The organism is Clostridium amazonense (genome assembly GCF_056431285.1).
Genome location: NZ_JBWKMH010000007.1, coordinates 1 through 18,954, shown reverse-complemented (window position 1 = coordinate 18,954; position 18,954 = coordinate 1). Strand labels below are relative to the sequence as shown.

Sequence of the window (18,954 nt, the reverse complement as noted above, 5' to 3'; positions counted from 1 at the left end):
AATATATTGAAATTTACAAAATCCTCATTCTATACGCTTCTATAGCTGTTTGACTTAATTTATTTATAAGTTTGTTATTTACATAAGCACCTACAAATGCTCCTACACCTGGAAGTATCTGAAAAAGTTTTGCTAAGTCTATATAATCTCTATATTGCTCTTGAAATTCTCTCCAATCCAATGAGTTTATATCCTTTGGTAATCCATTTATATATTCATTCCAATATTCAACTCTATGAAATACTTTATTTATATGCTCTTGGCTTGAAAATGCTAATTGAAATACATTCAATATATATAATCTTTCTTTATAATCTTTAACATCAAATCCATAAATTGCTGCAATATCATAAAGCATTTTTATTTTTATACTTAATAATAATGGAAAATCTGCAATTCCTAGCATTATTCCACCAGCACCAGTTCCTGCTCCTTCTATAATTGCAGTATTTTTATATAATTTAATTTTTTCATATATTAAATCTTCTCTTTCTTTTAAATTTAATCCTATATAAGGCTCTTTTGTTATATATGTATATCCAAAGAGTACAGCCTTAACCATATTTTTTATAGCTCCAGTCATAATCTCATGATATTTATCAGGTAATATTCCATTAAACTTGTTTTGAATATTTTTAGATGTTTTATCAAATATAGATGGAGGCTTTTTCATAATTTTTTTCCATTCCTCAAGCTCTCTTTTGGCAACTTCATCATAAAATTCCAATACCATTCCTCCTTTAAAATCTTATATTTACATGAGTAATCTGTTTTATATTATAAAAGATAAACTACATTTTTTATGTAGTTTACCTATATAATATAGTTCATGTCTAAATTTACAGATTATATTAATCTAAATCTCTTTAGTTTATATTTTTTATTTCACCATATCTATTTTATCATTAAATTTTAATTTAATTTCTTCATCACTTTGTTCCATATTCTCTTTATTTTTTTCATATTTTAATTCAGTATTTTCTTCTTCATATTGTTTTAATTCAGTTCTTTTTAACTCTAGTGAATTATTTTCTTTCTCATTAAACTCATTATATTCAGTCTTTTCTTGATTATCATCTATATCATATTTAGATTGTTCCAAATACTCTTCTCTATCATACATATACTGATTATTATCATAATTTTTTTCACAAGAATAAAAATTATCACAGCACATAACATATTCTTCACCACATAAGCAATCTTCATCTGTATTATTACAGCAAATAGTCTTATTTTCTTTTATTTCTACTTCAATATTAATCAATGAAAACAGTTGAAAACATCTATTTGTGCACTTATCTATATTGCAATATTCCACTGTTACTATTATATTACATATTTCTATACTACTACATTTATCTATTGGTATAAATTCAAAAAATGGTTGTTTAAAAATTGCTTTTTCTATTTTTCTACATTCACCTTTAGGTTTATATCTAATTTCTGTTATTTTACATCCTTTTAGTATTATTCTGTTTCCATTGCAAGTTTTTATAACTTTACATTCATTTATTACTATTTTTAATTTCCCAGCAACTATTTCATTGATGCTAGGTTTACATTGATCTATGCACATACTACTTGCAAAGCTTACTTCTTTATTATACTTTTTACTATGCTTTTCATTATAACATTTCACAATATCTCTTCCTTTAACAATCCTTAATTTTAAAATTTTATTTATATTAAACTTTATTTATTTAAATATTATTTTTTATTAAGGTTCAATATTATTTTTTATAAAAATATATTATACTTCATACTATGTTATATATAAATTAATGTAACTATAATTTAATACTTTTTTATAAAAATTTATATTAAAAAGTTATTTTTATGTATTAAACTTGCTTATATATAAACATTTTGTAATGCATTTCTATGTTTATGGATATTTTTTTATTTTAAAATAAAAAATGTATAAAATTATATTTTTATACATTTTTCTTTTACATTATTTATTTTTTACATATGCCAATAAAACAATTTATATTTATTATTTGCCACAACATTTTTTGTATTTTTTCCCACTTCCACATATACATGGGTCGTTCCTTCCAACTACTTTTTTCATAGCATTATTATTTAATACTTCTTTTGAAATTTCATTAGCTGTAAATCCTTTATTAGCCCACTTTCTTGTATTGTTGCTAACATTTATAACTAATTTTAAAACTTCCTCAAATTGTTTACTATTCTTTATTTCTATATTATTTTTTTGTAAATATCCACCTAAATCATGAGCATCAAAATCTATAGTACTTAATGTTATACATATATCTTCAAATATCTTACTTACCTTATCATCATCATTGCAGATATTTTCTAAATATGTTTTAAACTTTATATGCTCATCAGTTATATCTATATATCCATCATGAGCATAGTTATTTACAGTTTCTTCATTAGCTTTATAATACTCTTTTCCTCTTCTTAACTCTTTTAATTGCTCTATATCACCTTCTACTGATAATAAAGCTTCATGAACAATTTCACCATCTACTATATCAACTAGCCCAGTTTTACCAATAAACTTATTTAATGCAATTTCTAATTCCTTATCATCTAACTTTTCACTATTTTGTTCGTTAAATGTTTCAATAAGTAATTCTGGTTCAAATATTCCATATAAGTTAGAAAAAGCAACAAGATACTTTTCTATACTTCTATATCTTTCTTGCTCTAAAGCTAATTTTTCAAAATCAACTTTTGCTATAACTTTTTTTGTTTCCTTAGGCATAACCATAAATACTTTATCATCTTTAACATATGTAAATATAACACCTACATTATATAAAAATAAATAACTGTATACTGGAGATGTAGTACATTCTATACATTTCTCTTTTTGAAGTTGTTTAAGTAATTCCATACCATTTTCATCTATGGAAATTAAGTCATTATAAATTACATCTTCGTTTTGCATTGAATCAAATAATGTTGAAACTAAATCATCTTTTTTCATTTTATGACGTCCAACAACTTGATATATTGCAGCTAATTCATTTAAATTATTTTTTGTAAGATCACTTAAACAATCTTTTAAATTATATTTTATTTCTTTTTTAATAGCTAAACTTTTATTTAATTCAACTATATTCTTTTGAATATCATCAATCATTCGTAAACTCTCTCCCAAAATATTTTAATTTTCTTTAGTAGTTTTAACGTTCTAACTACCTTAAATAGACTAAAATTTATTATTACTTTATAAAATAATAATCTAGTTCTATTTTTACACTTTACTATTTATTATAACTTTATCATATTTTTATGCAAGTTTTAAAGTTAAAATCCCCATAGTAGTATTTATATTGTTAATAACTTCATAATACGATTACTGAGATATTTCTTTTATAAACAAAGTGGCTGTATCAGAATGAAGTTTTTTAACTTCACTCTATACAGCCCTTTTTCTATAAAATTTTATCCAATATATTAAATTTTACCTATGATAAATTACATAATGAGTTATTTTAGACATGACAAAAGGGGTAAAAAAATTTATCCCATAAAATGTATTATTTTTAATTAATATCAACTATCAACTTTGTGCAGTAATTTTTCTTTACGATTTTGAAGGATTTTATTGTGCAATTTATTTATGTTATATCTAAAAGCCATTAATAAAAATTCTGTATAAACTTTAGAATTGCTTCGCATTAAAAACATTCTAAATCCATAATTCTGCTTTATAATGCCGAAGGCTCCTTCAACTTGAATTGATCTATTCATTCTTAAAACAACACCTGTCGGTGAAGTTATATTTTTTAAAGAGTTTTTTCTCAATCGTAAGAATTCTTTAGCTACATGAATCTGCTTATTTCCTTTTGATTTTGTACATTTTTCTTTAATGGCGCAGTCAGTACAATCCTCACATTGATATATGTATTTAACAGATAAAAATCCAGACTTACTTTTTTTATGTGCAGTACCTTTAAAAAGTAGCTTTTTACCTGCTGCGCAGATGTACGAATCCTCGTCCTCTAGATAAGTCATATTTTCAAATTTACTAATATCATTTTTAAATTTTAATGTTTTAGATTTTTCATATGATGCTGGTTTAATATACGATTGTTGATTATTTTTCTCTAGATGTGTATAATTTTCTTCACTTTCATAACCTGCATCTGCAATGACTGACTGATATCTAACACCTAACCTTGTCTCTAATTTTTCTAAAAATGGTATAAATGTAAGTTGATCTGATCTTTCAGAAGATATATCAACACCTACTATGCATTCACCTTCAACTCCAATTTGAATATTATAAGCTGGTTTAAGTTGACCATTTTTCATATGATCTTCTTTCATATGCATAAAAGTATCATCATGATCAGTTTTAGAAAAGCTGTTTCGTTCATTAAATATGGAGTTATAGTTGTCATATTCACTTTGCTTATCTATAAAATGCAATAATTCTTCAGTAAATTTTTGAAGTTTACTTTTTCTTTTGCATTTTCCGAAAACAAACTCAATATCTTCTTTAGTTTTCAAAGAATTAAGTTGTTGTAATACTTCATTAGCTTCACTAATAGATATCTTATCATTTTCATTTTCATAGTTTATATTAAATTCATCTCTAATTAAATTTAATAATTTTGATGTTTTTTCTTGTAATTTATACTCAAATTTATCTATAGATTTTTTCCAAACAAAAGAATATCTATTAGCATTAGCCTCAATTTTAGTACCATCTATAAATATATTTCCAAATTTTATTTCGCCCAATTCTGAAAGCTTCGCTATAAATTGATTAAGTAAATTATTAATACAATTTTAAAAATTATTACTTCTAAACCTTGCTATTGAATTATGACCTGGTGGGTGTTGTCCTTGAAGTAGCCATTTAAAATTAATGTCTTACCGACAGGCCTTTGCAAGGCTACGACTTGAGTAAATGCCATCCATATAACCATAGACTATAATCCTAAACATTGTTTCAGGTAAGATTACTGGATTTCTACCCCTGGTAGAGTAAGTTTTATAAAGCTCAGTATAGTTTAATCCCTCCGTAACATCATAAAGTAATCTTACCGAATCATCATCAGGTATTATATTTTCGAAAGAAATTGGCAATCCTAATTGATGGATATGTATAATATTATTAAATTCACTGTTTATATGTTTCATAAATAATATTATGCACAAAAATGACCAAATTCATTTTTTGAATTTGGTCATTTTATTTTTAGGACTAATTATTTAATTTTGATACAGCCCCTTTATAAATATTATTTACTTATCTTATCACTTAAATAACCTCTATTGTGAATCACCATATCACTATTGGGAATATACCTAGCTGCTATTTCATTATACTTATTTGATTCATCATAATCTCCTATTTTTGAATAACATACACATAACTGTATAGCTGGTACCCAGGTATACATTGAATGATCTATAAGGTTTAAACTATCTTTTTCTGGCACTGTATCAAATGCTAACTTATACCAAAAAATAGCTTCTTTAAATCTATCTTTTCTAAAAAAATAATATGCTATGCTACAACAAAAATCACATCTCGGAACATCATATTTAAATTCTTCTAATAAGCTATTAATTTCTCCACTTTCATCTCCAAGATTAATATAACATTCTGCTCTATTCTTTAATGCTATTTTTATGTCTTCAATCCAACCTTGTTTTGTGTCCAAAAATCTATTATATTGTTCTATTGCTTTATCATAAAATCCATTATAAAAAAGTTCGTTTCCATAATAAAAAATATTTCTCGGTGTGAATTCCACATTGTCTTTTATCATTTCTTCAAATATTCTTAAATTTCTTCTACCACTTGCTTTTAATTTTCTATGTTTTACAGATATATCTGCATTAATTATATTTCCATAGACATCAAAATATTCATGTATCCTACCTACCCATAAAAATTTTCTACTGCTTTTAACTAACCTGTTTCTTCTTAAAGATGATATAGTATTTCCCTCATCATCTTCTGCTAAATCATAAATCATAGTTACTGAATCTATTTCCTTATCAAAATTATTTTTTAAATTTAATAATTTTTTCTCATTTTCCTCTGTTAATAAATCATCTGCATCAGCCCACATACTATACTCTTTTGTCGCTTTACTAAAGCAAAAATTTCTTGCTGCACTAAAATCATCACACCACTGAAAATCAAAGACTTTAACTTTATCTGATGAATTAATTGCTAATTCTCTAGTACAATCTTTAGACCCTGTATCAACTACTATTATTTCATCAGCAACATTTTTAAATGAATTTATACATCTTTCTATAACATCTTCTTCATTCCTTGCTATTATACATACACTAATAGTTATTTTCCCAATCATTCTAAAACACCCCTTTTATATATTAACCCTAATTATAACTTTATATATATTATATGGATTTTAAATACCAGGGTGATTATTTTTGATATTAATTGAATTTCTGTAGCTACCATCTGCAATAATTTTTAATTTCATATGAATACTTAAAGAAAATATTATTATATCTTTTAAAATTTGCAATTTTGTTAGTTTTAAATTTTTAGTTATAATTCTTAATATAGTATTATCACAACTTTTCAAGTAAAATGATTCTATTATTATTACTTTCTTAGTTTCTATGGATTTTCTTATAACCTTGGCTTCACCTAATTTATCCTTTACCATTATTCTATAAGGAATTTTCAATTTAAATTTTATACTTATACTGTTATTTTCCCTTTCTATCTCCTCGCTACCTTTTACAATGTATCCCATACCAAACACAATGTTTTCTAATACTATTGGGCACTTATAATTAGTTGGTACTTCCGCTATAATGTTTTTAAGTGACATTATTTCACTATATTCCCTTATTTCTATATCATCAACTTTATTTTCTAGCATTTCTAATGCTGCCTCTTCTATATCATTGCTTGTATTAAATCTTTCATTATAATTTGATATAACTATTGCATCATATGGAATGCCATATTCTTCATTAATAAATAAAGTATTATTTGATTTATTATCTATGTCATGAATAGTTATTGAAACCCTACTGCTACTTGGCTTTCCTAAAATTATAATTTTATTATTATCTAATATCATGTATTTAGGATTTAAAATTTTTATATTTCGTTCTAATATTCCAGTATTTATATCTATTAAATCAATCCTATTAAGCCCGTAATTTAAAGCATATATTATATTATCTTTAACAACTAAAGATTTAATAGATGAGTTTTTTTGTAAATCTATTTTTTTTAATTTGTTGTTTTTTATATCTATAATGGATATATTTCCACTCCACCCATCTATACCACCTCTATTTGCTATATAAATTTTTTCATCATATATCTTTATATCGCTAGATTTTATTCCTATATTTTCTACAACTGAAATTTTCCTCATATTCTTAATATCATAAATGCTTAACTTTCTTTTTAAAATGTCTACAATAAATAACCTACCATTATCAATTATTATATTATCTACTATTCCAAACCCCTTTATAACTTTTATTACTTTTTCTGATTTTATATCATATACATATACTTTTGAAATATTAGATATATAAATTTTATTTGAACTTTTATCCAACGCAATATTACCATTATTTTTAATGCTCATGATCTTAATATCATCATTAAACTTATTTATAATTGCCATGTTTTCCCCATTTCCAGAGACATATATATTTATATCATCCTGAACCATTTTAAAGGGTATAAATGGTAGATTTATTGATCTAATTTTTTTCTTTGTTTTACTATCAATTATAAGTATTTCATTGATTTCATGATTAGAAATATAATAAAAACAACTATTTTTTTTAGATTCTTCTAACATTGAATTTAATCTCCACCCCTTTTATTCCATATTCTACTTATAAATGATCTATTAAATTCCTCCTCTAATTCACTTCTTAATTTTTCTTTTTCATCACTAAGCAAATTTATCGTATCATGAGCTCCTTCAATTTCAGTTCTTAAAATTTCATTTTCATATAATAATTCATTAACCTTAGCTTTATTCTCTTCCTCTCCTAACTTCATTATCTTCATTTCATCTTCTCTATCTGATAGTAATATCTCAATTTCTTTATGCTTATTAGATTTCTCATCTAATTGAATTTTTATTACATCGTATTTTATTTTTGTATCTTCATATATTTTTTCTAAGTTTACATATAATTGTTCTTTATTTTTTAATAAGCTTTTTAAGTTCTGACATTCTTCGTTAATCACTCTTTTTTCTCTTGAAAATTCAGTTTCATTTTTTAATATTTTTTCCTCCAATAACTTTTTATCCATATCTAATTTTTTTATTTTTTCTTCATTTTCTTTTTCTTTTATATATAACTCTTTTTCTAAATGCTCTATTTTATTTTTAAATTTTTCTTTTTCTTCACTTGATTTGTTTTTCTCATTTATTAAACTATCTCTATCTTCTTTTAACCTCTCATTTTCTTCACTTAATCTGTTTTTTTCATTCATTAAATTATCTCTATCTTCTTTTAACCTCTCATTTTCTTCACTTAATCTGTTTTTTTCATTCATTAAATTATCTCTATCTTCTTTTAAATTACCTCTTTCTAAAATTTCCTTTTCTATATTTTTCTTAAGATTTTCTTTTTCAGTGGCAACTTCTTCAAATATTGACTTAAATTCTAATAAATTTTTTTCTTTATGTTTATTTTTAATTTGCAAAATTTCATAATTTTCTCTTATTTTTTCATAATTATCTTCGCTTTTTTGGAGTTGCAGCATAAGATTAGCGATTTTTTTATTTAACTCTTTTATTACTTTATCATTAGACTTTAAATTATTTTCTTTAACCTTTTTATTCTCATGTTTTTCATCAAAATTTATACTTGTATCATTTTTAGAAATCTTTCTTAAATAATCAATATTAAATTCTTCATTTTCATTATTATTCGTTAATAAAAACCTTATTTTAGGATAATTAGATCCTATAATCTTATGAGAAATAATACTCTCATTTCTTAAACTTATACATTTAGAGTTATATAATGTCAAATCAAACTTTTCATCTTTAAAAATATTTTTTACTTCACTCCATTTTTTTTCAAAATTGCACTGGAGGATACTTTCTTCTTCTTGCCACAATAATTCAATATACTTTTCTCTATTAAGAAGTATCATCTTTTCTATACTATTTTTAGTTTCATATATTTTTGTATAGCTCATTTGTCCACTAGATGAAATATTAACTTCTTCTAAATATGATATTCTATTATTTTGAGATAAATTTAATACGTAGATACTATTATTAAATGTCAGTGTTATAATTTTTATATTTTCTCCTTCTAAGTAATATAAACTTTCTTTTTTTCCCCATTCATTATTAAATACAATTTTACTTACAACCTTTTTTTCTTTTTCAGATTCTAATAATATTAAGTTAATATTGTTTTTTTCTAATACTTCTAAAGAATAATAAGGTGTACTAGTGAATCTATTAATTTTACACACATTTTTAAATTCACCTTTAACATTATCAAATCGATAATGTATTATTTCTTTATTTTGTTTTTCATAGTTTCCACTTATAAAAAATACATTAACATTATTATTTGTAGCTAATATTTTTATATTTTCTATATATTCTCCAACTTCTGATTCATAAATTATTTTTCCCAACCATTGCTTACCATTCCAAATACAATACTTAATTTTTTCACTATCCCTATAAACAATATGAATATTATATCCACTATCTACATCTAAAAAAAATTCTGATACTTCTTTATCTAATCTTTTTTCCTTTGTCCACTTGTCATCTCCATACATAATATTATAAACTAATTCATTTTTATCATTTAAAAATACTTGCCATAAATTATTTTCTTTATCGCTAATAACCCAAACATTGCTTTCATTAATCAATTAAATCCCACCTTTTAGAATTATATAGATAAGTAATCTTAATTTATTTACAAATGTAAATTTTTTCTAATTTATTGCTAACTTAAAGAATTTTTAATCCAGTCTAACTATTTGGGATATCTAAGTTTTGAAATAAATTAAACCTATAACCTATTTCTTATAATTCATATAAATATATCTTCTCTATAGATTTATATTTTAATACTTTATCATATATTACTTAATTATTTTAGTTATATTTCTTTATTTTATTAGATTATTTAATATCACACAATTTTGAAGTTTTGCATAATATGTACTGTGAAATGTATTTATTGTAATAAAGGGAGGAAACTGTATGATTAGCTCCGATAATAATTTTATACCAAGACCAGGTATTATAAACAAGCAAGGTTGTCTTCCTGACCCAATAGAACTTGTTTGTGTTGAAGTACCTAAAGTCTTTGATCAATGTCTAATCAAAAGATGTATAAAGTATCATGATGGCCCTGATACTAACTGCACTGATGAGGAATTAAGAAGCAACCCATTAAAATGTCCTAAAATCTTTTTAGGATGTCATAATTTTAATATTAAATTACTAGCTTTTGATAAAATTCCTATTAGAGATCATCCTGATTACAGCAAAATAATTATTCATTTTGTAATTTCATTTTATGCTGACTTTTTAGATAGGAATGGAAAACAATGCTCAGAGTTTTATGAAATAAATAGATGTGAAACTATTTCAAGATTTTATTGTCCTAATTCAATAGCTAAAATAGCTTCAACAAATGTTCCAGATTCTAAAGATTTTGAATCCGAACAATTAAAGCTTGAATTAGTTGCTGAATGTCTTGATGGAACATTCACTAAAGATTGTGATGACAATGAAGTTTTAGATGTTACACTTGGTTTTCATCTAATTGTTAAGTGTGAACTTTTAGTTCAATTGTTAATTCCTGCTTATGGATATTGTCCAGTACCTAAGCCATGCAAACCAATATCATCTAAAGATCCTTGTATAGAGTTTAATAGAATGCCTGCACCTAAATTCTATCCAGATCAAAAATTAAGACCTTTATTTACAGATGATCATGATGATGAAGAGAATATTTATGATTGTGACTGTGATGATGAAAAATAATTTATTTTGTTTATTAATTTCATATATACCTAATACATTATTTTATATTAATTAAATCGGGGAGGATTTATTTATGAATTCAAAATCAAGAAAATATTATGATAGATGTGACGAAAGATGTGATTGTAACGAAAATAATTATGGTGAAAATAACTGTAACTGCCATGATAGATATGATAATGCGTCTAACTACAATTGCTGTAAATGTTCTGACAAATTTGAAAAAGATTACGATTGGAATAGCTGCAAATGCTCTGATAAATGTGGTAAAGATTATAATTGTGGATGTAAAAAAGATTATGATAATTATGAAGATGATTATAAAGACAATAAATGCTGTAATCAAGGATATTGCAATCCAGGTCATCCACTACCAACATGCTCATTATTTGCTTGTGGCCAAGGAACTGGTGTAGCTATTCCTATACCAAGTGCTTTAAATCCTACTTTTAATCCTATACCACTTGCAAGCGTTACTATAGATACAACTTGTTTATGTAATCCTAGTGTTAAAATAGATTTTAACTCTTTAATAAATTATCAAGCTCTTCTAAGTGCTGGAACAATAACTACTCCATTTACAGTAACTTTTCAATTAAGTAAAACTTGTAATTCTGGTTCAAAAATAGCTTTAGGTACTTGGGATTTCTCTTATGCTACTTTAGCTGCAGCTATTAATATTACTAATTCATTTAATTTTACTCATTGTGAATGTAATGTATGCCCTGGATGCTGTGTTTACACTGTAGAAGTAATCAGAGTTACTGGAGGCTTAGGTGGTACTGGATTAACTCTTACAGAAAATGCTTCTATAAGAAGTTCTAATATCTCAGCTACAGCTATTTCTCACTAATTATATATTAAACTTAATTAATTCTATAGAAATTTATTTCAAATTTCTATATTTTCAATAATATTGCTAATATCATTCCATATTACTTTAAAAATAATATATGACATGAATTTAAGGAGGTTTATTTATGAACGCAAAATCATGTAATGATAAATGTCATGACGATTTTAAATGTTGTAATCAAGCTCATTGCTGTCCTGGTCATCCATTAGCAACTAAATCAATTTTAGCTTGTGGTCAAGGCAGTGGATTTGCAATTCCTACATCTACAACACAGCCAATTCCAGTTGCAAGTGCTACTATAGATACCACTTGTCTATGCAATGCTAAAGTTAAAATAGATTTTAACTCAATCATAAATTATCAAGCTTTAATAACTCTTGGTGGTACTACACCTATTCTAGCTTTAAGCGCGCCATTTACAGTTACATTTCAATTGAGTAAAACTTGTTGTGATGGCTCAAAAATTTCTTTAGGTAGTTGGGACTATGCTTATGGCACTGTAAGCCTTTTTACAAATATAACTAATTCTTTTGGATTTAGTTATTGTGAATGCAATCCATGTCCTGGATGCTGCGTTTATACTGTAGATATAGTTAGATCTACTGGTGGACTTTTCTCTGTTTCAGGAGCTGGTGCTACCTTATCCCTTACTGAAAATGCTTCTGTAAGAAGCTCTATATTGACAATAATAGCTAGTTCTAATTAGAGTTTTGCTTAGACATCATTTCTGAAATAATAAATATTCAAAAAATATATTAATATAAAAAATAAGACCTTAGAATTCCAAAACTTTAAGGTCTTATTTTATATTATTTTTCTTCATATTTGTAGAAAATATACTAAATAAAGTAACTTAAATTACATTTTAATCATATTAATATAATTAAATAGTATTATTTAATTATAAGGAGGTTTATTTATGAACTCGGAGTTTTTTAATAATAAGTATCCTGATGATTTTAAATGTTGTAATCAACCTCATTGCTACCCTGGTCACCCATTAGCAACTAAATCAATTTTAGCTTGTGGTCAAGGCAGTGGATTTGCAATTCCTGTATCTACACCATATCCAATTCCAGTTGCAAGTGCCACTATAGATACTACTTGCTTATGTAATCCTAAAATTAAAATAGATTTTAACTCAATCATAAGTTATCAAGCTTTGATAACTCTTACTGGCACACTTGTTCCAATTTTAGCCAATTCATTTACAATTACATTCCAATTAAGTAAGACTTGTTGTGATGGCTCAAAAATTTCTTTAGGTAGTTGGGATTATGGTTTTGGTTCTGTAGCCCTTGCTACAAATATAACTAATTCTTTTGGATTTAGTTATTGTGAATGTAATCCATGTCCTGGATGTTGTGTTTATACTGTAGATATAATACGTGCTACTGGTGGAGTATTAACTCCTACTGCTATAACTCTTACTGAAAATGCTTCTATAAGAAGTTCTATCTTAACAATAATAGCTAGTTCTAATTAGAGTTTTGTTTAAATATCATTTTGAAATAATAAATATTCAAAAATATATTAATATAAAAATAGTCCCTTGAAATGCTAAAATTTTAAGGGCTTATTTTTATTATTTACATCCATATTTTTTTAAATAAACCAATAAAGTAACTTAATTTACATCTTAATCATATTAATATAATTGAATAGTACTATTTCAAAAGATAAGGAGGCTTTTATATGAATTCAAATTCTAACAAAAACTTTTCAGCTGAAACTTTTCACACTTCTCCTTATAATAAAAGTAATTTTAATTTAATTTCAAGCTTCAATGAAGGTAGTTCTTTAATTGTACCCATTCCTAGTGTTTCTAATCAAAGTTTTGCACCTATTCCTATAGTAAGTGCAGATATAGATATTACCTGTTTTTGTAATCCAATAGTTAAAGTAGATTTTACCTCAATAGTTAATTATGAAGCTATTCTTGTGCGTTCTACAGGTACTATAGTTCCTAGAATATATGTTCCTTTTACAGCAGTGTTTCAACTTACTAGGACTTGTAATGATGGCTCCAAAATTTTGTTAAAATCTTGGAGCTATTCTTACTCTTCATTACCATTTACCTCTAATATTACTCAAAACTTTAACTTCATGTATTGTGACAAAAATCCTAAACCTGGCTCTTATGTTTATGGTGTAGAATTGATAAGAATTAATTATGGTATATTTAATACAGCAATTAGTGATGATATAGAAACATTTTCAATTGAAAATTCTACACTTTCATTAACCGCCATAGACCGCTAAAAAGTCACATTAGCTTTCCCAACTTTTTATATTTTTACTGATTTTAAATGTCACATTATGATTTTATTTGTATATTATATACTGTAGATATAAATATTATAATAAAAGGAGGAAAGTTCATGTCTATACCTAGTAATCAATTTTCGCCAAAACCAGGTTTAATAAATAAAGAAGGTTTTCTTCCTGATCCTTTAGAACTCGTTTGTATCGAAGCTCAAAAAGTTTTTGATCAATGTCTTGTTAAAAGATGCCTTAAGTATAAAGATGGTCCTGATACTGACTTCTCTGATGAAGAGTTAAGAAGTAACCCATTACCTAACGCTAAAATTTTTGTAAGATGTAGAGACTTTAATATAAAACTTTTATCTTTCGATAAAACACCTCTAAAAAATCATGATGGATATAATAAAGTAGTCATAAATTTCTTAATATCATTTTATGCAGATTATATAGATAATATGGGTAATACTATGTCTGAATTATTTGAAATAAATAGAAGTGAAACTATTTCTAGATTATATTGTCCTGACTCAATAGCTAAAAGTTCATCAAGCATTGAATGTGACTCTGAAAATTTTAATACTGAATTTTTAAAACTTGAATTAGTTGCAGATTGCCTTGATGGAACTTTTGTTGAAGGCTGCAATGGATGCATATATTTAGATATAACACTTGGTTTCCACTTAATTGTTAAGTGTGAGCTTTTAGTTCAACTTTTAATTCCAGCATATGGCTACTGTCCTGTTCCAAAACCTTGCAGACCTATACCAACAGAAGATCCTTGCAGAAGATTTAGTAGATCTGCAGCACCTAAATTTTATCCAGATCAAAAGTTAAGACCATTATTTGAAGATGACGATTGCGATGATATTTGTGATTGTGATGATGATTGTGATGATATTTGTAACTGTGATGAAGATTGCAATGATTCTTCCAATTGTTAATTAAAAATTATCTTAAATAATATTTTACAACCATTAAAAACGTGTAATTATTTTAATATTAAAATAATTTTAAATTTGAGGAGGTTTATTTATGAATTCAAATTCTTGTAATTCTAATTATATAGATAACTATAGACGTGACTCTAGATGCTGTAATCAAGCACATTGTACACCTGGACATCCATTACCAACATGCTCATTATTTGCTTGTGGACAAGGAACTGGCGTAGCTATTCCTATACCAAGTGCTTTAAATCCAACTTTTAATCCTATTCCACTTGCAAGCGTTACACTAGATACAACCTGTTTGTGTAATCCTTCAGTTAAAATAGATTTTAACTCTTTAATAAATTACCAAGCTCTTATAAGTATAGCTGGTACTTTAAGTACTCCATTTACAGTAACTTTCCAATTAAGCAAAACTTGTAATTCTGGTTCAAAAGTTACTTTAGGAACTTGGGATTATTCTTATGGTACAGTAGCTCTTGCTACAAATATTACTAATTCATTTAATTTTAGTTATTGTGAATGTAATGCTTGCCCAGCATGTTGTGTTTACACTGTAGAAATAGTTAGAGTTACTGGTAGCTTATTAACAGCAACTGGTTTAACTATTACTGAAAATGCTTCTATAAGAAGTTCTAGTATTTCTGCTACAGCTATTTCCCACTAATATTATATTTATATTAAACTCTAAAATTAAATGTTTAATTTTTTAAACATTCCACCAAGACCTTATGGAATATTTTTTCCTAAGGTCTTTTCAATCTAAAGATAGATTATAAGTCAAACTTGTAAGGAGGAATCAATAATGGATTCATGTGACTGTAAAAGTTCTGATATAGATGATTATAACTATTGTTTTACAAACAATTGTACCTTTAACACTAATCATTCCTTGCCATCTAAAAACCTTTTTAATTGCAAAAATGGAAGTGGAATAGACATTCCTATACCATCATTTATCAATCCCACTTTTAATCCTATTCCTATAGTAAATACTAAACTTGATACTATATGTTTATGTAATCCTAATGTTAAAATAAATTTTAACTCTATTATACATTATAAAGTTATTTCCCCAAATATAGTATTGAACAATCCATTCATAATAACTTTTCAATTAAGCAAAATATGTAATAATACTTCAAAAATTATTTTATCAACATTTGATTACGCTTATGGAAGTGTAGTTACTACAGACATAAGAGAATCCTTTAATTTTAATTATTGTGAATATAATATATGCCCAACTTGTTCAGTCTATTTAGTAGAAATAATTAGAGTAACTGGAATAGATCCTGTTGCTGCTTTTGAAGAAGCATCAATAACTAATTCTTTTATTTCTGTTAATGCAATATCTAATTAAACATTACTTATTTTAAAGTATTAAGGAGATGCTTTTATGATTTCAAAAACTTGTATTGATAAGGATAATAAATTGGCATTTTCTAAAGAGCTAAATCACATTAATAAAACTCAATCGTTTCCTAAACTACTCTTTTCTTATGGAGAAGGTAGTTCTATATTGCTTCGTGAGCCTAGCTATATAAATCCATACTTTCCAGAAACAACAATTGCAAAATTAGAAATAGATACAACTTGTTTATGTAACCCTAAAATTAAAGTAAATTTTAATTCTATTATAAGTTATCAAGGTAATTTTGGTGGTACAAATTTAAGATTATTAAATCCTTTTACCATAACATTTCAATTAAGTAAAACATGTAACCTTGGTGAAAAAATTCCTTTGGAAAGTTGGACTTATGCCAATGGTAATATAAGTGCCAATACTACGCTTTCTAATTCATTTAATTTTATTTATTGTGATTCTTCTTGTGATATTGGATGTTTCGTTTATACAGTAGAAATAATACGACTTACAGGTAGCTTAATAGCAGGAGTTAATCCTACTGTAGTTGAAAATGTTTATATAAAAAGTTCTAATATCTCTGCATTAGCTTTTTCTGAGTCTAAATAATATCTCTCATCAATAAAAAAACCTAGAAATTTAAAATTTCTAAGTTTTTTTATTTGTAATTAAAATAAAATTTATCACTTAATAAAGATAGATTCTTAAACATCATCTTGAAACCCTATAACAATTTAAAATAGTAAATAGTAATAATACATCATTTACTCTATATTTTATTAAATAAAGTAACCTCTTCTAATAATACATCATATTAATATAATAAAAGTGTTTTGATAAAATTATATGTTATTTACTTTTGAATGGACAAATTTAAAGGATATATAAATTAATCTTTTAAATAGACTTTAAGTATTATGTAATTTTTAAGGAGGATTTATTTATGAATTCCAATTCCAGAAATTATTCTAACTATATAGATGAATTTAGAACTACCCATGGGTATTCTAATAATATGATAAACTATAATTCTCAATATCCTAGAGTTACATCATGGGTCTGTCCTAATGATTCATGTGCTTGTAACTCTTCTAATTCATGCTGTTGTCATTCAAATAATAATTGCAACTGTAATTGCAATAATAATTGTAATTGTTCATCTAATAGTGGCACAGTATTTTCTTGTGGTCAAAGTAGTGAAACAGTAACTATTCCAGTAACTATTACTACTCCCATTCCAGTATCAACTGTATCAATAAATACTAGCAATCTATGTAGCCCTTCAGTAAAAATAGACTTTTCATCTACAATAAATTTTTCCGCTACTTTAGTTGGAGCGATCCTAACATTATTATCTCCATTTGTAATAGTATTTCAATTAAGTAAAATATCTAATTTTGGATCAAAAATAGGCTTAAGAAGCTGGAGTTATACCTACACTCCACCAGCATTATCACTTATTATAAATTCAAGTGCTCCTTTTAACTTTACCTATGTTGAATGTGATACTTGCCCTGGTTGTTACACTTACTCTTTAGATATAATCTCTGTTACTCCTCTAGCATTATCAGTTGGTTCAATAACAACTCAAAGTGCATCTATATCTAATTCAACTCTTTGCGCTACAGCAATATCTAGATAATCACTTTTATAAAAATATTTCAGTTAGCAAATATATAGATTTTTTATTAAAGGTAGATATGTAATATCTACCTTTTTATGTTTATCATTATATAATAGTAATATATGTATATTAATCTATATTGCTACATTAATATACATATATTATATTCAATTTAAAAGGATTCAGAAAAATATAATATATAACTTTCTGAATCCATATTTTATTACATCTATCCTATTCTATGAATAGACCAAATTATACCTCCAGGACTAGTACCTAAATTAAGATTAATTGTTAATCCACTAGCTTGATAGAAAAGCCCTATTATATCTCCTGAATTTAAAAGCACATCTCCTACTAAAGTTACTGTTCCAGCACCTAGTATTGTTCTTAAATTCAATACCAATGCAATATTAACATCTAATATTGGGAAATTTCCAGTAATTAAAGTTGCTGCACTTGGTGATGTCCTCTGTATTGTAAATGAAGGATTTACTCCAGCACCAATAGCAACTGATATAGTTGCTGCTGTATTATAACTTATCTGTGCTTTAATAGAGTACCTACCTGTATCTGGAACCGTATAATTTCCTGTTCCTGCATCGAACCCTGTACCTGTATAGTATGGTGATGTTACTGTCCATCCATTTAATTGAGTCGTTGCATTAAGTGTTAATGATGTTCTAGTTGCTGAGAACCCTGTTGTTCCAAATGCTGGGCCTGTTGGGCCTGTTGGTCCTGTGGCTCCGGTTGCTCCCGTAGCTCCTGTAGCTCCGGCTGTTCCTGTGGCTCCGGTTGCTCCCGTAGCTCCTGCCGTTCCAGTCGCACCTGTAGCTCCAGTGGCTCCGGCTGTTCCTGTGGCTCCTGTTGCTCCTGTTGCCCCTGTAGCTCCGGCT

16 protein-coding genes and 2 pseudogenes are annotated in these 18,954 nt (G+C 26.0%); 10 read left to right on the top strand and 8 right to left on the bottom strand.

Annotation, left to right across the window (positions count from 1 at the left end):
- Nucleotides 1-13: 13 nt before the first annotated feature.
- From AC07E4_RS03830 to AC07E4_RS03800, 7 genes and pseudogenes are all read right to left on the bottom strand, one after another.
- Nucleotides 14-727 (bottom strand): EcsC family protein, encoded by a 714-nt coding sequence (locus tag AC07E4_RS03830; protein WP_478215783.1) that lies wholly within the window; start codon nt 725-727, stop codon nt 14-16.
- Between the two features lie 153 nt (nt 728-880).
- Nucleotides 881-1,642: a DUF3794 domain-containing protein gene (locus AC07E4_RS03825; protein WP_478215782.1), complete on the bottom strand. Its 762-nt coding sequence runs from the start codon at nt 1,640-1,642 to the stop codon at nt 881-883.
- 357 nt (nt 1,643-1,999) lie between these two features.
- Nucleotides 2,000-3,124, bottom strand: a complete 1,125-nt coding sequence (locus AC07E4_RS03820) for an SEC-C metal-binding domain-containing protein (RefSeq protein ID WP_478215781.1) — start codon at nt 3,122-3,124, stop codon at nt 2,000-2,002.
- A gap of 416 nt (nt 3,125-3,540) precedes the next feature.
- A pseudogene (locus AC07E4_RS03815) lies at nt 3,541-5,136 on the bottom strand (IS1182 family transposase).
- Between the two features lie 101 nt (nt 5,137-5,237).
- On the bottom strand, nt 5,238-6,326 hold the full coding sequence (locus AC07E4_RS03810) for a tetratricopeptide repeat-containing glycosyltransferase family 2 protein (RefSeq protein WP_478215780.1): 1,089 nt from the start codon (nt 6,324-6,326) through the stop codon (nt 5,238-5,240).
- Between the two features lie 60 nt (nt 6,327-6,386).
- Complete coding sequence (locus AC07E4_RS03805) at nt 6,387-7,814, bottom strand: YncE family protein (protein WP_478215779.1); 1,428 nt, start codon at nt 7,812-7,814, stop codon at nt 6,387-6,389.
- A 5-nt stretch (nt 7,815-7,819) separates the two neighbouring features.
- Nucleotides 7,820-9,874, bottom strand: coding sequence for a ligand-binding sensor domain-containing protein (locus tag AC07E4_RS03800; RefSeq protein ID WP_478215778.1), 2,055 nt, complete (start codon nt 9,872-9,874; stop codon nt 7,820-7,822).
- Between the two features lie 337 nt (nt 9,875-10,211).
- On the opposite strand from AC07E4_RS03800, the gene AC07E4_RS03795 reads away from it, so the two are divergent.
- The 10 genes from AC07E4_RS03795 to AC07E4_RS03750 all read left to right on the top strand — a co-directional run bounded on the left by AC07E4_RS03795 (nt 10,212) and on the right by AC07E4_RS03750 (nt 18,076).
- Nucleotides 10,212-11,000 (top strand): hypothetical protein, encoded by a 789-nt coding sequence (locus tag AC07E4_RS03795; RefSeq protein ID WP_478215777.1) that lies wholly within the window; start codon nt 10,212-10,214, stop codon nt 10,998-11,000.
- Between the two features lie 73 nt (nt 11,001-11,073).
- On the top strand, nt 11,074-11,853 hold the full coding sequence (locus AC07E4_RS03790; RefSeq protein ID WP_478215776.1) for a DUF4489 domain-containing protein: 780 nt from the start codon (nt 11,074-11,076) through the stop codon (nt 11,851-11,853).
- A 127-nt stretch (nt 11,854-11,980) separates the two neighbouring features.
- Complete coding sequence (locus AC07E4_RS03785; RefSeq protein ID WP_478215775.1) at nt 11,981-12,562, top strand: DUF4489 domain-containing protein; 582 nt, start codon at nt 11,981-11,983, stop codon at nt 12,560-12,562.
- A gap of 213 nt (nt 12,563-12,775) precedes the next feature.
- Nucleotides 12,776-13,342: a DUF4489 domain-containing protein gene (locus AC07E4_RS03780; protein WP_478215774.1), complete on the top strand. Its 567-nt coding sequence runs from the start codon at nt 12,776-12,778 to the stop codon at nt 13,340-13,342.
- A 209-nt stretch (nt 13,343-13,551) separates the two neighbouring features.
- Nucleotides 13,552-14,118 carry a DUF4489 domain-containing protein gene (locus AC07E4_RS03775; protein WP_478215773.1) on the top strand — a complete coding sequence of 189 codons (567 nt, stop codon included), beginning with the start codon at nt 13,552-13,554 and terminating at the stop codon, nt 14,116-14,118.
- A 119-nt stretch (nt 14,119-14,237) separates the two neighbouring features.
- Entirely contained in the window at nt 14,238-15,062 is an 825-nt protein-coding gene (locus AC07E4_RS03770) for a hypothetical protein (RefSeq protein ID WP_478215772.1), read from the top strand.
- A 91-nt stretch (nt 15,063-15,153) separates the two neighbouring features.
- Complete coding sequence (locus AC07E4_RS03765; protein WP_478215771.1) at nt 15,154-15,735, top strand: DUF4489 domain-containing protein; 582 nt, start codon at nt 15,154-15,156, stop codon at nt 15,733-15,735.
- Between the two features lie 138 nt (nt 15,736-15,873).
- On the top strand, nt 15,874-16,431 hold the full coding sequence (locus AC07E4_RS03760) for a DUF4489 domain-containing protein (protein ID WP_478215770.1): 558 nt from the start codon (nt 15,874-15,876) through the stop codon (nt 16,429-16,431).
- Nucleotides 16,432-16,467: 36 nt separating this feature from the next.
- Nucleotides 16,468-17,043, top strand: coding sequence for a DUF4489 domain-containing protein (locus AC07E4_RS03755; protein WP_478215769.1), 576 nt, complete (start codon nt 16,468-16,470; stop codon nt 17,041-17,043).
- A gap of 334 nt (nt 17,044-17,377) precedes the next feature.
- On the top strand, nt 17,378-18,076 hold the full coding sequence (locus AC07E4_RS03750; RefSeq protein ID WP_478215768.1) for a DUF4489 domain-containing protein: 699 nt from the start codon (nt 17,378-17,380) through the stop codon (nt 18,074-18,076).
- 211 nt (nt 18,077-18,287) lie between these two features.
- Here the strand turns inward: AC07E4_RS03750 and AC07E4_RS03745 are convergent.
- Nucleotides 18,288-18,954 (bottom strand): annotated as a pseudogene (locus AC07E4_RS03745) (DNRLRE domain-containing protein); the annotation flags it as partial.

Bases quoted from the DNA above. Each gene is read 5' to 3' on its own strand.
- AC07E4_RS03820 (WP_478215781.1), bottom strand. From the start codon at position 3,124: ATGATTGATGATATTCAAAAGAATATAGTTGAATTAAATAAAAGTTTA.
- AC07E4_RS03810 (WP_478215780.1), bottom strand. From the start codon at position 6,326: ATGATTGGGAAAATAACTATTAGTGTATGTATAATAGCAAGGAATGAA.
- AC07E4_RS03805 (WP_478215779.1), bottom strand. From the start codon at position 7,814: ATGTTAGAAGAATCTAAAAAAAATAGTTGTTTTTATTATATTTCTAAT.
- AC07E4_RS03795 (WP_478215777.1), top strand. From the start codon at position 10,212: ATGATTAGCTCCGATAATAATTTTATACCAAGACCAGGTATTATAAAC.
- AC07E4_RS03790 (WP_478215776.1), top strand. From the start codon at position 11,074: ATGAATTCAAAATCAAGAAAATATTATGATAGATGTGACGAAAGATGT.
- AC07E4_RS03785 (WP_478215775.1), top strand. From the start codon at position 11,981: ATGAACGCAAAATCATGTAATGATAAATGTCATGACGATTTTAAATGT.
- AC07E4_RS03780 (WP_478215774.1), top strand. From the start codon at position 12,776: ATGAACTCGGAGTTTTTTAATAATAAGTATCCTGATGATTTTAAATGT.
- AC07E4_RS03775 (WP_478215773.1), top strand. From the start codon at position 13,552: ATGAATTCAAATTCTAACAAAAACTTTTCAGCTGAAACTTTTCACACT.
- AC07E4_RS03770 (WP_478215772.1), top strand. From the start codon at position 14,238: ATGTCTATACCTAGTAATCAATTTTCGCCAAAACCAGGTTTAATAAAT.
- AC07E4_RS03765 (WP_478215771.1), top strand. From the start codon at position 15,154: ATGAATTCAAATTCTTGTAATTCTAATTATATAGATAACTATAGACGT.
- AC07E4_RS03760 (WP_478215770.1), top strand. From the start codon at position 15,874: ATGGATTCATGTGACTGTAAAAGTTCTGATATAGATGATTATAACTAT.
- AC07E4_RS03755 (WP_478215769.1), top strand. From the start codon at position 16,468: ATGATTTCAAAAACTTGTATTGATAAGGATAATAAATTGGCATTTTCT.
- AC07E4_RS03750 (WP_478215768.1), top strand. From the start codon at position 17,378: ATGAATTCCAATTCCAGAAATTATTCTAACTATATAGATGAATTTAGA.